The sequence below is a fragment of the Streptomyces sp. NPDC024632 genome (assembly GCF_055559175.1).
Genome location: NZ_JBVHLD010000022.1, coordinates 140940 through 160179 on the forward strand (window position 1 = coordinate 140940; position 19240 = coordinate 160179).

At 71.6% G+C, this 19240-nt stretch carries 19 protein-coding genes; 13 read left to right on the plus strand and 6 right to left on the minus strand.

The window, feature by feature from the left end:
- The 3 genes from ACZ37P_RS34160 to ACZ37P_RS34170 are packed head-to-tail and all read left to right on the plus strand — an operon-like array spanning position 1 to position 3426.
- Positions 1 to 981, plus strand: a complete 981-nt coding sequence (locus ACZ37P_RS34160) for a carbohydrate ABC transporter permease (RefSeq protein ID WP_391127999.1) — start codon at positions 1 to 3, stop codon at positions 979 to 981.
- Positions 978 to 1814 carry a carbohydrate ABC transporter permease gene (locus ACZ37P_RS34165; protein ID WP_355347589.1) on the plus strand — a complete coding sequence of 279 codons (837 nt, stop codon included), beginning with the start codon at positions 978 to 980 and terminating at the stop codon, positions 1812 to 1814. Before ACZ37P_RS34160 ends, ACZ37P_RS34165 begins: the two co-directional genes overlap by 4 nt.
- Positions 1815 to 1821: 7 nt before the next feature.
- Positions 1822 to 3426, plus strand: a complete 1605-nt coding sequence (locus ACZ37P_RS34170; protein ID WP_467350284.1) for a glycoside hydrolase family 3 protein — start codon at positions 1822 to 1824, stop codon at positions 3424 to 3426.
- Positions 3427 to 3493: 67 nt separating this feature from the next.
- Here the strand turns inward: ACZ37P_RS34170 and ACZ37P_RS34175 are convergent, their stop codons facing one another.
- Entirely contained in the window at positions 3494 to 4792 is a 1299-nt protein-coding gene (locus ACZ37P_RS34175; protein ID WP_401314537.1) for an MFS transporter, read from the minus strand.
- 75 nt (positions 4793 to 4867) lie between these two features.
- On the opposite strand from ACZ37P_RS34175, the gene ACZ37P_RS34180 reads away from it, so the two are divergent.
- A complete protein-coding gene (locus ACZ37P_RS34180) occupies positions 4868 to 5422 on the plus strand; it encodes a TetR/AcrR family transcriptional regulator (protein ID WP_355347598.1) in 555 nt (184 codons plus the stop codon).
- Positions 5423 to 5438: 16 nt separating this feature from the next.
- On the opposite strand, the gene ACZ37P_RS34185 is transcribed toward ACZ37P_RS34180, so the two are convergent.
- Positions 5439 to 6671, minus strand: coding sequence for an ROK family transcriptional regulator (locus ACZ37P_RS34185; RefSeq protein WP_355347602.1), 1233 nt, complete (start codon positions 6669 to 6671; stop codon positions 5439 to 5441).
- Positions 6672 to 6849: 178 nt separating this feature from the next.
- Here ACZ37P_RS34185 and ACZ37P_RS34190 point away from each other — a divergent pair, with 178 nt between their 5' ends.
- The 6 genes from ACZ37P_RS34190 (at position 6850) to tkt (ending at position 13449) form a co-directional block, all read left to right on the plus strand.
- A complete protein-coding gene (locus ACZ37P_RS34190; RefSeq protein WP_355347605.1) occupies positions 6850 to 7878 on the plus strand; it encodes a substrate-binding domain-containing protein in 1029 nt (342 codons plus the stop codon).
- On the plus strand, positions 7875 to 8888 hold the full coding sequence (locus ACZ37P_RS34195) for an ABC transporter permease (protein ID WP_355347608.1): 1014 nt from the start codon (positions 7875 to 7877) through the stop codon (positions 8886 to 8888). Before ACZ37P_RS34190 ends, ACZ37P_RS34195 begins: the two co-directional genes overlap by 4 nt.
- Positions 8889 to 9025: 137 nt before the next feature.
- A complete protein-coding gene (locus ACZ37P_RS34200; protein WP_391128062.1) occupies positions 9026 to 9811 on the plus strand; it encodes an ATP-binding cassette domain-containing protein in 786 nt (261 codons plus the stop codon).
- Positions 9808 to 10518 (plus strand): nucleoside/nucleotide kinase family protein, encoded by a 711-nt coding sequence (locus ACZ37P_RS34205; RefSeq protein WP_467350286.1) that lies wholly within the window; start codon positions 9808 to 9810, stop codon positions 10516 to 10518. The genes ACZ37P_RS34200 and ACZ37P_RS34205 overlap by 4 nt, the downstream gene beginning before the upstream one ends.
- On the plus strand, positions 10515 to 11282 hold the full coding sequence (locus tag ACZ37P_RS34210; RefSeq protein WP_467350288.1) for an SDR family NAD(P)-dependent oxidoreductase: 768 nt from the start codon (positions 10515 to 10517) through the stop codon (positions 11280 to 11282). The genes ACZ37P_RS34205 and ACZ37P_RS34210 overlap by 4 nt, the downstream gene beginning before the upstream one ends.
- A gap of 52 nt (positions 11283 to 11334) precedes the next feature.
- The gene (tkt, locus tag ACZ37P_RS34215) at positions 11335 to 13449 is read left to right on the plus strand and encodes a transketolase (RefSeq protein ID WP_467350290.1); all 2115 of its coding nucleotides are present in this window, start codon (positions 11335 to 11337) and stop codon (positions 13447 to 13449) included.
- 161 nt (positions 13450 to 13610) lie between these two features.
- Here the strand turns inward: tkt and ACZ37P_RS34220 are convergent, their stop codons facing one another.
- On the minus strand, positions 13611 to 14204 hold the full coding sequence (locus tag ACZ37P_RS34220; RefSeq protein WP_391052503.1) for a hypothetical protein: 594 nt from the start codon (positions 14202 to 14204) through the stop codon (positions 13611 to 13613).
- A 213-nt stretch (positions 14205 to 14417) separates the two neighbouring features.
- Here ACZ37P_RS34220 and ACZ37P_RS34225 point away from each other — a divergent pair, with 213 nt between their 5' ends.
- Complete coding sequence (locus ACZ37P_RS34225; protein ID WP_355347625.1) at positions 14418 to 14669, plus strand: hypothetical protein; 252 nt, start codon at positions 14418 to 14420, stop codon at positions 14667 to 14669.
- Positions 14670 to 14782: 113 nt separating this feature from the next.
- Complete coding sequence (locus ACZ37P_RS34230) at positions 14783 to 15409, plus strand: TetR/AcrR family transcriptional regulator (RefSeq protein WP_401314529.1); 627 nt, start codon at positions 14783 to 14785, stop codon at positions 15407 to 15409.
- A 54-nt stretch (positions 15410 to 15463) separates the two neighbouring features.
- On the opposite strand, the gene ACZ37P_RS34235 is transcribed toward ACZ37P_RS34230, so the two are convergent.
- From ACZ37P_RS34235 to ACZ37P_RS34245, 3 genes are all read right to left on the minus strand, one after another.
- Positions 15464 to 15805, minus strand: a complete 342-nt coding sequence (locus tag ACZ37P_RS34235; protein WP_355347631.1) for a PH domain-containing protein — start codon at positions 15803 to 15805, stop codon at positions 15464 to 15466.
- A 158-nt stretch (positions 15806 to 15963) separates the two neighbouring features.
- Positions 15964 to 16605 (minus strand): HAD family hydrolase, encoded by a 642-nt coding sequence (locus ACZ37P_RS34240; RefSeq protein WP_355347634.1) that lies wholly within the window; start codon positions 16603 to 16605, stop codon positions 15964 to 15966.
- 118 nt (positions 16606 to 16723) lie between these two features.
- Entirely contained in the window at positions 16724 to 17938 is a 1215-nt protein-coding gene (locus ACZ37P_RS34245) for an AAA family ATPase (protein ID WP_467350291.1), read from the minus strand.
- Positions 17939 to 18132: 194 nt separating this feature from the next.
- Between ACZ37P_RS34245 and corA the strand changes: the two genes are divergently transcribed.
- Positions 18133 to 19116 (plus strand): magnesium/cobalt transporter CorA, encoded by a 984-nt coding sequence (gene corA / locus ACZ37P_RS34250; RefSeq protein ID WP_355347640.1) that lies wholly within the window; start codon positions 18133 to 18135, stop codon positions 19114 to 19116.
- The last annotated feature ends 124 nt before the right edge of the window (positions 19117 to 19240 follow it).

A 19240-nucleotide genomic window follows, 5' to 3' on the forward strand; every position in this document is an offset into this window, starting at 1 on the left:
GTGGAGGACGTCACCGTGACCGACGGCGTGCGCACCGTCCCCGCACTCGCGGAGGACGCGCGCCGTCCGGTCCGGCGCACGCCGCCGCTCGTGGCCCGGCTGCGGCCGTGGCTGCTGCTCGCCGCGCCGCTGGCCGTGATCGCGGCGCTGCTGCTCTACCCGATCGTGCGCGTCACCTATCTGTCGTTCCAGCGCTACGGCCTGAAGGAGATCATCTCCGGCCACCCGACGTACATCGGTGTGGACAACTACCGCGAGGCGCTGGCGGGCTCGTATCTGTGGCACACCGTGCTGCCGAACACCGTGCTCTTCGCGCTGGTCGCCGTCGCGGGCACCATCGTCTTCGGGACGCTGGTGGCGCTGCTGCTCCAGACCCTGGGTCCCAAGTCGCGGGCCGCCGTCATCGCCTCCGCGCTCATCGCGTGGGCGCTGCCCGCGGTCACCGGCACCTATGTCTGGGTGTGGATCTTCGATCCGGACTCGGGCCTGGCCCGGCGGGTCTTCCAGAGTGTCGGGCTGCTCGGTCCCGACGGGTACAACTGGTTCACCGACCGGTTGTCGTTCTACTCGATCGCCGAGCTGAACGTGATCCACCACAGCTACCCGTTCGTCGCCATCACCGTCTTCGCCGGGCTGACCACGGTGCCGCAGGAACTGCACGAGGCGGCCCGGCTGGACGGCGCGAGCGCCTGGCAGCGGTTCTGGCACGTCACGGTGCCGGTGATGCGGCCGGTGTTCGCCGTGGTCACCGTGCTCTCGACGATCTGGGACTTCAAGGTCTTCACCCAGATCTACCTGATGCCGGGCGGCGCGGGCTCCAACCCGGACGTGCTCAACCTCGGTGTGTGGTCCTACATGAAGGCGATCAACCAGAACCAGTACGGGCTGGGCGCGGCCATCGCCGTCCTGCTCACCGTCGTACTGCTGGCGATCACCGCGGTGTACCTGCGGGTGCTGTTCAAAGAGGATGAGATCCGATGACTGCCAGATCCTCCAACTGGGTCAGGACCGGCAAGTTCGCGGCCACGGCGCTGGTCCTGCTGTTCACGCTGTTCCCGGTGTACTTCATGCTCTCCACGGCCCTGAACGGGCGGGCGAGTTCGGGCACGGACAGCCTGTTCCCCACGCACTTCACGATGGGGCATTTCTCGAAGGTGATGTCCTCGGGGGCCTCGGGCGGCTTCGGCCGCTACATGGTCAACTCGGCGATCGTCACCGTGATCGTGGTGGTCGCCTCGGGTGTGCTCGCGCTGCTCGGCGCGGTCGCCATGGCGCGCTTCCGGTTCCGGCTGCGCACCACCGTGCTGGTGCTGATCCTCGTGGTGCAGATGCTGCCCGCCGAGGCGCTGGTCATCCCGCTGTTCCTTCAGATGAAGGACTTGCGGATGCTCAACTCGCTGCTGGGCCTGGCGGTTGTCTACACGGCCTTCGCGCTGCCGTTCGCGATCTGGAATCTGCGGGGCTTCGTGGCCGCGGTGCCGGTCGAGTTGGAGGAGGCCGCCTACCTGGACGGCTGCTCCTGGTGGCGGATGTTCCGCTCGATCCTGCTGCCGCTGGTCGTGCCGGGACTCATCGCCACCAGCGCGTTCTCCTTCGTCCTGGCCTGGGAGGAGTTCACCTTCGCGCTGACCTTCCTGTCCGACCAGAACAGGATGACCGTCGGCGTCGGCCTCGCGGAGTTCCTCGGCCAGAACACCAACGACTGGGGCGGCCTGATGGCGGCCTCCACGCTGGTGACGATTCCGGTCGTGATCGTCTTCGTGCTGGCCCAACGACGGCTGACCATGGGCCTGGTGGCCGGCGCCGTGAAGTGAGGACTCCATGTCATCTGTGAACACCGGGGCCTCCGGGAGCACCACGAGCACGGCGCCCGCCGTGGACGAGCGGACCCGGCGGCTGGTCCACGCCGTCCTCATGCCGGGCTTCACCGGTACGTCGGCGCCGCCGTGGCTGCTCGACGCCCTGCGCGACGGCCTGGGCTCCGTCTGCTACTTCGGGCACAATCTGGAGTCGCCCGAGCAGACCGCGGCGCTGTCAAAGCGGATCCACGCGGCCGGGCGGGCGGTCATCGCGATGGACGAGGAGGGCGGCGGTGTCACCCGGCTGCATGTGCGCGGCGGCTCTCCGCACGTCGGCGCGGCGGTGCTCGGCCGCGCCGACGACCTCGCGCTGACCGCGGCGGTCGCGCGCGGGATCGCCCGTGACGTACGGGCGGCGGGCATCGACCTGGCGCTCGCGCCGGTGGCGGACGTCAACTCCGACCCCGCCAACCCGGTGATCGGGGTGCGCTCCTTCGGCGCGGACCCCGATCTGGTCGGCACGCACACGGCCGCGTTCGTGACCGCGATGCAGGCCGAGGGGGTCGCGGCCTGCGCCAAGCACTTCCCCGGCCACGGCGACACGAAGGTCGACTCGCACGTGGGCCTGCCGGTCGTGGGGGTCGATCTGGAGACGCTGCGGAGCCGGGACCTCGTGCCGTTCGCGGGCGCGGTGGAGGCCGGGGTGCGCTGCGTGATGACCTCGCACATCGTCTTCCCCGCGCTGGACAGCGCGATGGCGACGGTCAGTCCCGCCGTCGTCGCCCTGCTCCGCGACGGTCTGGGCTTCGACGGCGTGATCGTCTCCGACGCGATCAGCATGCTGGCGGTCGCCGAGACCATCGGCTTCGCCGAGAGCGCGGTGCGGGCGCTGGCCGCGGGCGTCGATCTGGTGTGCCTGGGCAATCCGGGCCTGCCGCTGACCGGTGACACGCCCACCGACGAGGAGGAATTCCGCGCGGTGCTGGACGCGGTGACGCGGGCGGTCGCCGAGGGCCGCCTGCCGGTGGCCCGGCTCGAAGAGGCGGCGGCCCGCGTCCACGCCCTCGCGGACTGGACCCAACGGGCCCGAGGGGCCCGAGGCGGCGACGTCTCGGAAGCTTCGGTGACGTCGGACGTGACCGACGCCAACGCCGCCGCGGCGCGGCGGGCGCTGCGCGTACGCGGACAGGTCGCCGGCTCGCTGAGCGGGGCGGTGCGCGTCGTGGACGTGCGCAGGCGGCGCAATGTGGCGACCGGGCGGCTCTCCGACCTGGTCGCGGACGCCCTGCTCGACCGGCTGCCCGGCTCGACCGTCGAGGCGGTCTTCGCGCGGACGGCCACCGTCGAGGGCCGGGCCGAGCAGGGGGACCTGACACCGGGCGAGGCGCAGGACGGTACGGCCTCCCCCGGTATCCCGGCCGATGTGGTCCTGGTCGGCACGCCCGGCAGCGATCCCGCCCAGGACGCGGCGCTCGCACGGCAGTTGGCCCTCTCCCCCGGCGCTGTCGTCGTGTGCCTCGGCTGGCCGGGCACCGAGGACGTCCTGCCCGAGGCGGTCAACGCGGTCTTCACCCACGGCGAGTCCCTCCCCACCGCCCGGGCGGTCGCCGCGCTGCTCACCCGCTGACGCCCGGCGGCCCTCGGCCGTGGGGCCGAGGACCGCGGGTGCTGCGGGTGGGCGCCGCGCGTCGGTGCTACGCGTTCGCCGCCGTGCGGCTGATACGGACGCGTTGGGCGATCAGGGCGAGGGCGCCGAAGACGATGACGGCCGCGCTGTAGACGACGGCGGTGCGGTGGAGGCCGACGTCGGTGGTGGCGAATCCGGCGACCACGGCGGGGATGCTGAACGCGAGGTAGGAGATCACGAAGGCGACGGCGAAGAGTTCGCCGCGCTCGGCCGGTTCGGCGATCCGGGCGAGGGTGCCGAAGCTGGCCAGACCGGCGGCGCCGAAGCCGACACCGGCGACGGCGGTGCCGAGGGCGGCCGTGGTGACCGACTCGGCCTGCACTCCGGCCAGGCCGACGGCGGTGCCGGTGACCAGCAGGGCGGCGCCGAGCGCGAGGGTGCGTTCGGTGGGCCAGCCGCGCAGGGCGAAGGCGGTGACCGAGGCCGGTCCGCACAGCAGGGTGACGACGAGTCCGCCGATGACGTGGCTGGACAGGCCGAACAGTCCCACCGCGACCGAGGGGCCGAGCGCGAGGTACAGACCGCCCAGCGCCCAGCTCGCGACGAGGATCGGCACGAGTCCGACGAGGTCGGCGCGGAGCCGGGGGGCGACGCCGAGGCGCGGTTGCAGCGAGCGCGCCGCGCCGGGCCGCCGCTGCGAGGTCTCGGGCAGCAGGGAGACGAGCAGGCCCGCGAGCACCAGACCGGCGAGCAGGAGTACGTAGACCAGGCGGGTCGGGTGCGGGCCGTACTGCACGAGGAAGCCGCAGCCGAGCGCGCCCACTCCGAGGCCGAAGGTGGGGGCGGCGCCGCTGATGACTCCGGCGCGGTGCGGTGCGTGCGGCGGGTTGAGGTCGACCAGGGTCGCGCCGAGTGTCGTCATGGCCGCGCCGGTGGCGATGCCCTGGACGAAGCGGGCCACCAGCAGCACGGAGACGTCTCCCGCGACGATGAACAGCAGCATCGCGACGGCTTCGAGCGCGATGGCCGAGACGAGGACGGGGCGGCGGCCGATGTGGTCCGACAGCGCCCCGAGCACCAGCAGCGCGCCGATCATGCCGACGACGTACACCGCGAAGACGGTGGTCAGCATGGACGCGGAGAAGTTCCATTCGTGCTGGTAGACGACGTAGAGCGGGGACGGCGCGCTCGACGCCGCCATGAACAGGATGAAGATCGCGGCGATGGCGGCGAAGGCGACGGGACGGCTCAGGCCGCGCCGCCGGGAGCCGTTCCCCGCGCCCGGTATCGCCACGGGCTCGGCGCCCCGGGACGTGACACCCGGGGACGCGGGGCTCTTCTCTTGGGGCGTCAGCGCGCCGGTCATACGACTCTCCGATTGCAGTGATCGTTGCGTTAGCGACGTTCATGCTAACGCAGCGATTGGTGCGATAATTTCCGCATGACCGAAGCAGTCCAGACCCGTCCCGGTGGCCGTTCCGCACGCGTACGGGCCGCAGTGCACCGAGCCGTCGAGGAATCGCTCGCCACGGAACCGGGCGACGCGCTCACCATTCCCGCCGTCGCCGCGCGCGCCGGGGTGCACCCCACCACCGTCTACCGGCGCTGGGGTTCGGTGGCGCAGCTCCTGGCCGACGTCGCGACCAGCAGGTTCAGCGGCGACATCGTCGTACCCGACTCCGGCTCGCTGGCCGGTGACCTGGAGCGGTGGATGGGCGACGTCGCCACCGACCTCGCCGACCCCGACGTGCTGGCCCTGATGCGCGCGACGATCGGCTCGGGCCCGGAGGGCGGCTGCGCGTGCACGGCCGACCGGCACGACCAGCTCCGCGCGATCATCGAGCGCGAGCAGGCGCGCGGCGGCAAGGTCCCGTCCTTGGAGCGCGCGGTCGACACGCTGCTCGGCCCGCTGTACTACCGCGCGATCTTCAGCGCCCGCCCCGCTTCCAGCGCATGGGCGCGCGGCCTGGTCGCCACGCTGCTGGCGACCACGTAGCCGCGGGGGCCGGAGGTCACGTCACCGCGATCGGGGAGCCTCCGGCGGCCAGGGTGATGTCCAGGGTCGCGGGATTCAGGACGTGGTCGCGGACGAGATAGCCCGCGCCCGCGATCCCGGCGCGGGACTTGTAGCGGGTGGGCACGATGCGCAACTGCCGGGTGGCCAGCGGGAGTGAGCGCTGGTAGATCACCTCGCGCACGCCTGCCAGCAGGTGGTCGCCGGTGGTGCCGAGCATGCCGCCGAGGACGATGACGTCGGGGTTGAGCAGGCTGGTGGCGTAGGCGACCATCTCGCCGAGGACGCGGCCCGCGGCCCGCAGGCTGGCGACGGCCTCGGTGTCGCCGCGCTTGACCTGGGTGACGACATAGCGCGCGTCGTGGCTGTCGCTGTGCTGGCGGCTGCGCAGGTCACGGGCGAGGGCCCAGCCGCCGATCAGGGCTTCCAGGCAGCCGAGGTTCCCGCAGCGGCACTGGGGGTCGCCGAAGCCGCCGATGTGCGCGTGGCCGATGTCGCCCGCCGCGCCCTGGGCGCCGCGGTTGATCTGGCCGCCGATCACCATGCCGCTGCCGACCCCCGTACCGGCCTTGATGTAGAGCAGGTGCGGCTCGTCGCGCCAGAACCGCCGGTGTTCGGCAAGGGTGAGCAGATTGACGTCGTTGTCGATCAGGATCGGGACCTGCCAGGTCCTGCGCAGGTGGCCGCGGATGTCGTAGCCGTCCCAGCCGGACATGATCGACCAGCCGAGCACCTTGCCCGCGTCGTAGTCCACGGGCGCGGGCAGGCCGAGGCCGATGCCCGCCACCGGTATGTCGCCCAGTCCGGCCTGGACGATCATGTCGCGCACGGTCTCGGTGATCTTGTCGAGCAGGACGTCGGGGCCCTCGCCGAGGGCGAGTCGTTCGACCCGGTCGACCAGGATGTTGGTGTTGAGGTCGGTGACCGCGATACGGGTCCGCTCCTCGCCGATGTCCACGCCGATCATCAGCATCGCCGCGTGGTTGAGCTGGAGCGTCTTGGACGGCCGGCCGCGCGAGGGCACGTTCTCCGCGCCCTCGCGGATCAGGTCGGCGGCGAACAGCGCGTCGAGCCGCTGGCCGACCGTGGACCGGGACAGGCCCGTGACCTGGGTGAGGGCGGACCGCGTGCGGGCCTGGCCCGTGGTGATGAGTTCCAGGATTCTTCCAGGCCCCTCGTCGGCCCGCCACGGTGACGGGCCGCCTGTCGTCGTACTGGTCGTCGCAGTCATCTCACTCCCGGTCTCGGACGTCGGCCAGAGCTTAGTGAAGCACGTTCTTTTGTCGGTGGAAAGACAAAAGATAAATATTTCTGCTTGACAGCCAGTGAAACATTGCGAAATATCTCTGTCATCGCCCCGTGCTCTGCCGACTGGCCGAGTTAACGGCCCCGCATCCAGGAGGAACCCCATGAAGATCACCCGATGGGCCAGCAGACCGGCACAGCTCGGAGTCATGGCCCTGGCCGGAACCTGTGCCCTCGCCGTCGCGGGGTGCAGTTCGAGCAGCGGCAGCACCACCGGCAGTTCCGGCGGAGCGGTCACGATCGGCATCGTCGAGCTGAACCTGAGCAACCCGTTCTTCGGCACCCTGGAGAAGGCGACCGAGGCCGCCGCCAAGGCCAAGGGCTGGAAGGTCATGAAGGCCGAGGCCAAGGTGCCCGGTGACTCCGCCACCCAGGTGACCGCCATCGAGAACATGATCGCCAACAAGGTCAAGGCCATCGTGCTCACCCCGGCCAACGCGACCGCGCTCAACGGCGTGGTGAAGCAGGCGAGGGACAAGGGCATCCTCGTGATGACCGTCAACTCGCCGCTGTCGCCGGAGAGCGCCGCGGACGCCACCTACGCGACCGACAACGTCGCCGCGGGAAAGCTCATCGGCCAGTGGGCCAAGGCGTCCTCGCCGCAGGACCCGCACATCGCGATGCTCGACTTCGACCTGTCCGACGGTCCGGCCAAGGGACGCCACGACGGCTTCCTCGAGGGCTACGGCATCACCGCCAAGTCGCCGCAGGTGGCGGGCACCGCGCTCACCCAGGGCACGATCGACACCGGGCAGTCCGCGATGGAGAACCTGCTGTCGGCCCACCCGGACATCAACGTCGTCTACACGATCAACGAGCCGACCGCGCACGGCGCTTACACCGCGATCAAGAACAAGGGCCTCGCGGGCAAGACCACGCTGGTCTCGGTCGACGGCGCGTGCTCCGGCGTCCAGGACGTGAAGAACGGCGTCATCGGCGCCACCGCCATGCAGTTCCCCAGCAAGATGGGTGAGATGGCCGTCGAGGCCGCCGCCGCCTACATCAAGGACGGCACCAAGCCGAAGGCCGGCGTCACCGACTCGGGCACCGTCCTGATCACCGACAAGCCGGTCAAGGGCATCGCCTCCGAGACCTCCGCCTGGGGCCTCGACCACTGCTGGGGTCCGAAGTGACAGGAACGACGACGCATGACGCGGACGCGGAGGCGCTGGAGACGGGGATCTCGCGCGGCAGCCTGCTCCGCGCCTTCGCCGGCAACCAGATCGCCGGACCGCTCGCCGCCCTGATCGTCGCGGTGATCGTCTTCACGCTGTCGACCAGCACGTTCTTCAACTCGGAGAATCTGTCGCTGATCGCCCAGCAGTCCGTCGTGGTCGGCACCCTCGCCCTCGGACAGACCCTGATCATCCTGACGTCGGGGATCGACCTGGCCAACGGCGCGATCATGGTGCTCGGTTCTGTCGTGATCGGCAAGATCGCCGTCCACAACAACCCGGCCCTGGCGCTGCTGGTCGGCCTGGTGGTGTGCGTGGCGGTCGGCTCGGTCAACGGCGCGCTGGTCTCGCTGCTGAGACTGCCACCGTTCATCGTCACCCTCGGCGTGATGTCCGTGGTGGCCGCGGCGGCCAGGCTCTACACCTCGTCGCAGACGTACCCGATCAACTCCAGCCTGCTGACCTGCCTCAACAACGGTGTGACGGTCGGCGGGGTGACGATCACCTACGGCGTGATGCTCTGGATCGGCCTCACCGCCGTCCTGGCCTACGCCCTCGGACAGACCTCCTGGGGCACGCGGGTCTACGCCCTCGGTGACAACCACAAGGCCGCCGAACTCGCCGGGATCAAGGTCAAGCGCCTGCTCCTCGGGGTGTACATGGTCGCCGCGGTCGTCTACGTCTTCGCCGCCTGGCAGGCGCTCGGCCGTACCCCGACCGCCGACCCGAGCGGTTACTCGACCGCCAACCTCGACAGCATCACCGCGGTCGTCATCGGCGGCACCAGCCTGTTCGGCGGTCGCGGCGGCGTCATCGGAACGTTCATCGGCGCGCTGATCGTGACCGTGCTGCAGAACGGCCTCACCCAGGCCGGTATCGACTCGCTCTACCAGCAGGTCGCCACCGGCGTCCTGGTGGTCGTCGCGGTCGGCGTCGACCAACTCGTACGAAGGAGGCAGTCGCGATGACGCACTCCGCATCCCTGCCCGACGGGTCCGCTCCCGGCAGGTACACCCCCACCGGGTCCCAGCCCGCCGAGTCCGGGTCCCAGCCGAAGGTGCTGGAGGGCCGCGGCCTCACCAAGCACTACGGCCACGTCGTGGCCATGGACAACACCGACTTCGACCTGCGGCCCGGCGAGATCCTGGCCGTCATCGGGGACAACGGCGCGGGCAAGTCGACGCTGATCAAATCGCTGACCGGCGCGGTCGTCCCCGGCTCCGGCACCCTGCGTCTGAACGGCGAGGAAGTGCAGTTCCGCAGCCCGCTCGACGCGCGCAGGGCGGGCATCGAGACGGTGTACCAGGAGCTGGGCGTGGCCCCGGCCCTGGACATCTCGCAGAATCTCTACCTCGGCCGGGAGCAGCGCCGTCGCGGCGTACTCGGCACAGTCTTCCGGCAGTTGGACAAGGGCGCCATGCGCCGCGGCTCGGCCCAGCAGATGGCCGACCTGGGCATCCGCGTCCAGTCCATCCGGCAGAAGGTCGAGACGCTGTCCGGCGGGCAGCGGCAGGCCGTCGCGGTGGCGCGCGTCGCCGCGTGGGCGACCCGCGTCGTGGTGATGGACGAACCGACCGCCGCGCTCGGCGTGCGCGAGACGAACCAGGTCCTCGACCTGATCCTGCGCGTCCGCGACAACGGCCTGCCGGTGGTGCTCATCAGCCACAACATGCCGAACGTCTTCGAGGTCGCGGACCGGATCCACATCCACCGGCTGGGGCGGCGTATCGCCCTGGTCGACAAGAACGACACCAGCATGGAAGAAGCCGTCGCCGTCATGACCGGCGCCAAGGCGCCGGACACCCTCGTGGGCGTGGAAGCACCCGCCGGGGACTCCGCCCCGCAGGGCGCGCACGCGGCACCGACGGATCTCTCGAAAGGCGAAAATTGAACCCCCCAGGACCGGCCGCCGACCCCCAGCACAATCCCGGGGCCGACGGCGCGGACTACGACGCCCTCATCGACTCGGCCCAGGCGCTGATCACTTCCGGGCAGCGCCGGATCCTCGGAATCACGGGCGCGCCCGGCTCCGGGAAGTCCACTCTCGCCGAAGCCCTGGTGAACGCACTCGGTGACCAGGCGGTGCTCGTCAGCCTCGACGGCTTCCACCTGGCCAACGCCGAACTGCACCGGCTCGGCCGCCACGCCTCCAAGGGGGCCGCCGACACCTTCGACGCGGCCGGTTACATCAACCTCCTGCGCCGGCTGCGCGCCCGCGACGAAGAGGTCGTCTACGCCTCGTTCTTCGACCGCGCCATCGAGGAGTCCATAGCCTGCGCGGTGCCCGTCCCCCGTGACGTCCCGCTGGTCGTCACCGAGGGCAACTACCTGCTGGTCGACGGGCCCCGGTGGGGAGCCGTACAGCCGCTGCTCGACGCGTGCTGGTACGTCGACCCCGACGAGGACGTGCGCATGGAACGGCTGATCGCCCGGCACATGCGGTACGGCCGGTCGGCGGCGGAGGCGTACGAGCGGTCGCACGGCTCCGACCAGCGCAACGCAGAACTCATTCACGCAACCCGCACCCGCGCGGACCGGATCGTCCGGGTGCCCGACGCGCAGTCAGCGCCGACGTCAACCGAGGAGCAATCGGCATGAGTGTCCTGGACCAGTTCCGGCTGAACGGCAAGGTCGCCGTCGTCACCGGCGGAAACCGCGGCATCGGCAAGGCCATCGCCACCGCGCTGGCGGAAGCGGGCGCGTCCGTCGCCATCGCGGGCCGGGACGAGGCGCGCAACGCCGAGGCCGTCGCCGAACTCACCGCGCTGGGCGCCACCGCGATCTCGACGAGGACCGACGTCACCAGCCGCGCGGACATCGTGGCCATGAACGAGCGGGTCACCGCGGAGCTCGGCCCGGTCGACGTCCTGATCAACAACGCGGGCATCGGCATCCACGGCGAGTCCCTGACCATCGACGACGACAGTTGGGACCGTGTGATGGCCACCAACCTCGACGCGGTCTGGAAGGTCAGCCAGGTCGTCGGCGAGTCGATGGTCGAGCGCGGCACCGGATCGATCGTCAACGTCGGCTCCATGTCCGGCATGATCATCAACCGCCCGCAGTGGCACGCCCCTTACGCCGTGTCCAAGGCCGGGGTCCACCACCTGACCAAGTCCCTGGCCGCCGAGTGGGCGCCGAGGTCGGTACGGGTCAACGCGATCGCGCCCGGTTACACGAAGACCGAGATCTCGGACATCGACCTGCCCGAGTACAAGCACTACTGGATCGACGAAGTGCCCATGCAGCGGTACGCGCAGGCGTCGGAGATCGCCCCGGCCGCGCTCTACCTGGCCAGCCCCGCCTCGTCCTTCATCACCGGCGAGATCCTCGTCATCGACGGCGGCTACACCCTCTGGTGAGCCGGCGGGCCCCGCCCCGCCCGCACCCTCTTTTCGTGTCGAAGGAGCGCTCGTGACGAGCACGTACGTTCAGCATGCCCACATACCCTGGACCGAGGACGACCAGGGGGCCGTGACCACCGCCCGCGTCCTGGCCATGGACGCCGTGCAGGAGGCGGGCCACGGTCACCCCGGCACCGCCGTCAGCCTGGCGCCCGCCGCCCATCTGATATTCCGGCGCTTCCTGCGCCACGACCCCGCCGACCCCCGGTGGCGCGGGCGGGACCGGTTCGTTCTGTCCTGCGGTCACTCCAGCCTCACGCTGTACATCCAGCTCTACCTCGCCGGATATCCGCTCACGCTGGACGACCTGCGCGCCTACCGGAAGCGCGGCAGCCTCACCCCTGCGCACCCCGAGTGGGGGCACACGCCGGGTGCGGAGACCACGACCGGGCCGCTCGGCCAGGGCATCGCCACCGCGGTCGGCATGGCGATGGGCGCCCGCCGCGAGCGCGGCCTGCTCGACCCCGACGCGCCCGAGGGGACAAGCCCCTTCGACCACCGGGTGTTCGTCCTGTGCTCCGACGGCGACATCCAGGAGGGCATCAGCGCCGAGGCCGGTTCCTTCGCGGGTCACCAGCGCCTGGGCAACCTCGTCGTCGTCTACGACGACAACCGGATCTCCATCGAGGGCAGCACGGACCTGGCCACGAGCGAGGACGTCGGCGCCCGCTACGAGGCGTACGGATGGCACGTGCAGCGGGTCGGCCTCGCGGCCGACGGCGACATCGACGTGTCCGCACTGTCGCGGGCGCTGGAGGAAGCCGCCGCCGAGACGACGCGGCCGTCGATCGTCTTGATGCGCAGCATCATCTCCTGGCCGGTGCCCGGCGCGCAGAACACCGCGAAGTCGCACGGCTCCGCTCTCGGGGCCGACGCGGTCCGCGCGGCGAAGTCCGTCCTCGGCGTGAACCCGGACACCGCCTTCGACGTATCGGCCGATCTCCACGAGCGGCTGACGTCGGCGGCGCGCGCGGCGGGATCGGCGGCCCACCGGGAGTGGGACGCGGCGTTCGACGCGTGGGCGCGCGGGAATCCGGACGGGCGGGCGCTGCTCGACAGGCTGACGGCCAAGGGGCTCCCCGCCGCCTTCGAGGACGCGCGTCCGGTCTTCGCGGCGGACACCCAGGTGGCCACGCGGAAGGCGTTCGGGCGGGCGTTGAACGCGGCGGCGGCGGAACTGCCCGAGCTGTGGGGCGGCTCGTCCGACCTCGGCGACTCCAACAACACGACGGTGGAGGGCAGTTCGTCCTTCCTTCCGGCGTCGAGCGCGCAGCCCGGCGCCGACCCGGCGGGACGCACCGTCCACTGGGGAATCCGCGAGCACTTCATGGCCGCCGCGATGAACGGCATCGCGCTGTCGGGCCTCAGCCGTCCCTACGGCGGCACCTTCCTCGTCTTCAGCGACTACATGCGCCCGGCGGTACGGCTCGCCGCGCTGATGAAGCTGCCGACGCTCTACGTGTGGACGCACGACTCCATCGGCCTCGGCGAGGACGGCCCGACCCACCAGCCGGTCGAGCACCTGGCGTCCCTGCGCGCGATTCCGGGCCTGGACATCGTGCGGCCCGGTGACGCCAACGAGACGGCCGTCGCCCTGTGGAAGGTGCTCGGCGCGGCCGGGTCCGCCGGGCCGACCGGTTTCAGCCTCAGCCGTCAGGACCTGCCGGTCTTCCCCGACGGCACGGACGGGTTCGGCTCGGCCGCCGAGGCGGTCAGGGGCGGTTACGTACGGTACGAGGCGCCCGTCGCGGACCCGTCGGCCGGTCCGGCCGACCCGGACGTCGTGGTCATCGCCACCGGGTCCGAGGTGCAGCTCGCCGTCGCCGCGGCGCGGGCGCTGGCCGCGGACGGGATACGGGCGCGCGTCGTGTCGATGCCGTGCCGTGAGTGGTTCGACGCGCAGGACGCGGCGTACCGCGACAGTGTCATCCCGCCGGGCGTACGCCGCCGGATCGCGGTGGAGGCGGGCGTCGGTCAGGGCTGGTACGACCTGATCGGCCTCGACGGCCGGTCGATCGGCGTCCAGGAGTTCGGCGCGTCGGCGTCGGCCGCCGAACTCTACGAGCACTTCGGGCTGACGGCGGACGCGGTCGCGTCGGCGGCGCGGGAGCTGATGGGCAGGTAGTGAGGCGGCAGCGGGGCCGCCGGTCGGAGGGCGGGGTTCGGGCGTACGCGCAGGTGTGGGGCGCAGGCGTCGCAGGCGTCAGGCGTACGCGTCGTCCTCCGGCCGTCAGTAGTCAGTAGTCAGCCGTCAGCCGTCAGCAGCCAGCCGTCAGCCGTCAGCCGTCAGCCGTCGAAGGAGGCGGCCAGGCGGTTGCTCTGCGAGACCGGGAGTTCGCGCTCGATCAGCGGGATGAAGTCGCGCTGTTCGTGGCCGAGGAACTGGTCGATGTCGGCCAGCACACCGTTGACGGTCTGGGCACGCGTTCCGGCCGGACCCGGCGACGCGATGGAGCCGTCGAGGAGGGCGAGGAGGTACGCGCCCTCCTCGCGGTCGCGCCTGACCGCCTCGGCGACCGGCGGGTGTGACTCCAGCGCGCGCCCCGCCGTGGCGTCCTTGGCGGCGCAGTGCCGACGGAAGGCGTCGGCCACCGGCCGCAGATCGGCCGGGGCGGTCGTCTCCCTGTTGAACAGCGCCTGGATCATGTCGTGCACCGCCGTGCCCGACTCCAGCAGCCGGACGGACACGCCGTGGAAGCGGGCCCGATCGGCGGTGGCGGCCTCGGTCTCCGCGTCCCGGACCGACTGGTCGAACTCCTCGGAGTGGTTCTGGATGTTGTGCGGCCCCTTGGGCCGGTCCCCCATGCCATGGCCCGCGGTGCCGCCGTCCGTCGCCGGGTCCCACACGGTCGCGCCCTGCCGTCGCGTTGCCTCGTTCATGTCCGGACCTCCTCCACCGGGGGCGAGCCGCGGCGCGTGAGCCGCGACACGCGGGCGAACACCCCGATTGTCCCCCTCTCCCCCATTCTCCGCCCCTCCACCGCCTCTCCACCCGGCCGTGTCCCCGGCCACCGGCGGCGGAGGGGCGGCTGTCGTACGAACGTGACGAGATGGACTCGCACAAATATTCGAACACGTGCCAGGATTGCCCCCATGAAGCAGCACGACTTCCCCGCTGATCTCATCGAGGCGCAGCGCGACTGGTACATCACCTACCGCCTGCTCGCCGACGCTCCCGCCGGTACGCAGACCACCGTGCTCCGGCGCCGCCTGCAAAGGCTCTCCGTCCGGATCTCCACCCATCCCTACTGGGCGTCGCTGCCCGGAACGGCTCCGGCCGCCCGGATGGAGCTCAAGCAACTGACCTGGGCCGCCTCCGAGCAGTCCCCCCGGCCGGCCGTGTGACCTCGGACCACGGGCCGGGCGCGACCGCCCCCCGACCGCCCCGGCTCGCCGCCCCCGGGCTTGTCCCGCCGCCGGGGCATAATGCAGACAGATCTGTCCGAAAGGTGACGGCCATGGCGACTTCCCGGACCACCACGAAGCCGTCGGCGCGTGAGCGACTGCTCGCCGCCGCGGACGAGCTGTTCTACGCCGAGGGCGTGCGGAGCGTCGGCATCGACCGGGTCATCGAGCACGCGGGCGTGGCCAAGGCGTCGCTGTACAACACCTTCGGCGGCAAGGAACAGCTCATCCGGGCCTACCTCGACAGCCGCCACGCGGGCATCACCCAGCGGATCACCGACGCGGTCGACAGCCGCGACACTCCGCGCGAGCGGCTGCTGGCGGTCTTCGAGGCGCAGGGCGCGCTCTTCGGGGAACCGGACTTCCACGGCTGCGCCTTCGTCCGGGCCGGCGCGGAGGCCGGTCCCGGCAGTCTCGTGGAGGAGGCCGCGGACAACTACCGTGCCTGGCTGCGGGAGTTGTTCACCCGCCTCGCCGGTGAGGCGGGCGCCGCCGACCCGCGGTCGCTCGGCCGCCAGCTCCATCTGCTCTACGACGGCGCCGGGATCTCCGCCCGGATGGACCGCGACCCCTCGGCGGCCGTCGCCGCCCGGGCCGCCGCCTCGGCGCTGATCGCGGCGGGGACCGGTGACGTCGGCCGGACCGGGCCCGCCGTGACGGTGGCGGGTGCGCTCGGCTGACGCCCTCCGTACGATCGGCCCCGCTGCGGACAGGCGTACGGGATCGGTCAGGCCCTAGGAATCCCGGTCGTCCGGTCCGGCGCCGGAGCGCTCGCGCAGGATGCTCTCGACGGCCGCCGGATCGTCCGGGGTGATGAAGGGCCGGACGAATTTCCCGGTGTCCAGGACGAGACCTTCCGTCTTGGACAGCCGCCGCGGATCGAGGCTCGCCCAGTAACGGGGGTTCGCGGTGCCCCAGATGCGGCCCTGCCCGCTGAACACGCCCATCTTCACGCGGGTGACCGTGCGGATCGACGCGTACGGAATCGTCTTGGTGCCCCAGGGGAAGTAGTAGCCGCGGATGCGGAGCGCGTCAGGTGTGCACTCGATCCAGCCGTCCTGGTAGCTCGTGCTCATGTCCCCGCCCTCTCTCCTCATTCCTCCGCCTCCCCACGGAACGGATGATCAATCCCGTCGCGGTCCGCGCGCGGTACGGCTTCCGATGCCGATGCCGGTGCCCATGCCGGTGCCGGTTCCGATGCCGGTGCCGGTTCCGATGCCGGTGCCCATGCCGGTCAGCGGGACGCGATGGCGACGAGTTCGGTCAGGGAGTTGATCCGCCAGTCCGCGGCGGCGGCCACGTCGGGGTCGTCGGCCCACAGGTGGCCCCAGGGCCCGCGGCGCAGGTGGGCGACGCGCAGTCCCGCGCGCTTCGCGGGGAAGACGTCGTTGCCGGGGTGGTCGCCGACGTAGAGGATCTCTTCGGGTTCGGCCCCCGCGACCTCGACGACCTTCGCGTAGAAGCCGGGGCTCGGTTTGGCGACGGCCCATTCCGCGGAGGTGGCGACCAGGTCGAGCGGCAGGTCGAGGCCGCGCAGCAGCTCCCCGACCCGGGCGGTCTGGTTGCCGGCGGCGAGCACCTTGATGCCGGCCTCCCGCAGCCGGGCCAGCGCGGGGCGGACGTCCGGGTACAGATCCGTCTCGTCCAGGTGCTCGCCCCGCCCGGCCGCCTCCCTGGCGGCGTAGGCGGCGGGGATGTCGAGGCCGGGGGTGATCAGCCGTAGCGCGTCGCCGTCGTCGCGCCCTTCGGCGACGACCGCTCCCACCAGGGCCGAGACGGTGTGTGACGGGACGCCGAGCCAGTCGGCCCAGCCCGCCCAGTGCCGCGCGTCGGAAATCAGGGTCTCGCCGATGTCGAACACGATCGTGGTAGTCATCGTCGTCACCCTAGGGCAGCCGCCGCGCCGCCCGGCGCGCCACGACCGGTCCTTCACTCCGTCGTGGCGGCCGTCGGCTCACCGGTGGACGCGCGGGGCGGGCGGACGGCGGCCCGTCTCACCTCACACGCGCGCGCTCTTCCCCCGCGGGCGGGGACGGGTGCGGCAGGAGCTGGTCGGCGCGCAGCAGTTGGCCGGGGGTGTGGAGCTGGGCGCGGAGCGCGAAGGTGGCGGGCGCGTCGAGCGGGGCGATGACGGTACGGCCGCCGGGCGCGCGGACGGCGAGCAGCTCCGCCGGGTCGATCTCGTCGGTGTCGAGGAGGTCGGGACTGTGGCTGGTCGCGATGACCTGGCGGCGGTCGCTGGCGTCCCGCAGCGCGGCCAGCAGCGCGCCGGTCGCCGTGGGGTGCAGGGCGGTCTCGGGCTCCTCGACGGCCACCGTGCTGTAGGCGCCGCCCGCGGGGGTGAACAGCGAGGTGAGGACGCCGAGTGCGCGCAGGGTGCCGTCGGAGACGGAGGGCGCGCCGAACCGCCAGGGCGCCTTGGCGCCGGGCACGTCCTGAGTGAACTCCAGGATCTCGCGGCCCCCGCGCGTGCGCCGGGTCACGCCGTGGATGCCCGGCACGATCTGCCGCAGATAGCTCTCGATCCGCGCCTTGTCCTCCCGGCCGCGCGCGCTCCGGCCCAGCCGGTGCAGTACCGCGGCGATGTCGGAGCCGTCGCGCTGGAGGAGTTGACCGGATCCGGGCGTCCGCGGCTCGCGCATGGCCTCCGGGTTGAGGGTGAACACGCCGATGTCGGCGAGGCCGTCGTGGACGTGCTTGAAGGGCTTGCGGGTGGCGAGGTCGGCGAGCAGCAGGCGGTGACGGTCGGCCGCGGGCATACCGGACTCGGTGCTGGAGGTCAGCACCCCGTCGTCCACCCGGTAGGCGGCCTCGGCCGGTGCGGTGCCCGCGCCGTCGCGGGCGGCGGCGGCCCGTACGGTGCAGTGCTCGCGCACGATACGGAAGCCGCCGCCGCGTTCGGCCGCGACCTGGATTCCGTAGCCGCCGTCGCCGTGCGGGCCGCGGAAGTCGAGGTCGACGCTGAAGCGGGTCGGGTGTCCCGCCGACCTGCGGCGGACCTGCGCGACGCCGCCGCGCCGGTCGAGTGCTTCGTCGAGGGAGGTCCGCAGTCCCTCGGAGACCAGGCGCAGGGCGTCGAGGAAGTTGCTCTTCCCCGAGCCGTTGGGCCCGATCAGGAAGACGAGCGGGCCGAGCGCCACGTCGGCTTCCGGGATGCTGCGGTACTGCCGCAGCCGGACACGGGTCAGCGAGAAGGAGGTGTCCTGCATGCGGCCAGTCTGTCAGCCGCGCCGCCGGGATCCGCGCCGACCGGGCGGGTCGCGCGGTGGCGTGGCGCGGCGGAGGCGCGATCCGGCCATGAAGCGGCGCGTTCCGGGCAGGAGCGGGCCAGGGCCGGACGGGCCCTGGGAGCCGCGCGGGCGTGGGTGGTACGGCCGCGGACGTTCACCGAAGGGATCACCGCGTGATCGTGGATTGCGCCATCTACCGGGACGGTCGTCGCGAGAAGACGCCGGACGACCTGTCCGACGCGCTCGCCGAGGCCCGCGCGTCGGGGAACTGCTTCGTCTGGATCGGCATGCACGAGCCGACGACGAGCGAGTTCGACCGGGTCGCCACCGAGTTCGACCTGCATCCGCTGGCCGTCGAGGACGCGCTCAAGGCCCGTCAGCGGCCGAAGATGGAAGCGTACGACGGGGCACTGTTCACGGTCGTGCGGCCGTTGCGCTACGACGACGAGAAGAGCCGCGTCACGGCCGACGAGCTGATGATCTTCATCGGCGACTCCTTCGTCGTGACGGTGCGGCACGGGCACGCGAAGACGGCCGCCGACGCCCGTTCCCGTTTGGAGAAGTCCCCCGAGGTGCTGCGGCACGGTCCGGTGGCCGTGCTCTACGCGATCTGCGACGCGGTCGTGGACGACTATCTGGACATCGCCGCGGAGCTGCAAGTGGATCTGGAGGAGTTGGAGGAGCAGGTCTTCTCCCCCACCGGCGGCGACTCCTCGCGGGTGGCGGGCGTCATCTACTCCTTCAAGCGCCAGGTGCTGGAATTCCGCCGGGCCATCAGTCCGCTCTCGGAGCCGATGGCCCGGCTGGCCGGCGGCAACGCGCCGTTCGTCGACGCGCGCACCAAGCCGTTCTTCCGCGATGTCGCCGACCACCTGGCGCGCGTCAACGAGGCGGAGGAAGGGCTCGACCGGCTGCTGTCCGACATCCTGGCGGCGCATCTGACGCAGGTGGGTGTGCGGCAGAACGACGACATGCGCAAGATCTCCGCGTGGGCGGCCATGGCGGCGGCCCCGACGATGATCGCCGGGATCTACGGCATGAACTTCGACCACATGCCGGAGCTGCGCCAGGTCTGGGGCTATCCGGCGGTGCTCGGCCTGATGGCGTCGGTGGTGACCTTCCTGTACTTCCTGTTCAAGCGGCGCGGCTGGCTCTGAGCCGGTGCGGGTCGGGCGGTCCCGTTCACTCCTTGATTTCGCAGATGACGGCGCCGGAGGAGACGGAGGTGCCGACTTCGGCCTTGAGGCCGATGACGGTGCCCGACCGGTGGGCGTTCAGGGG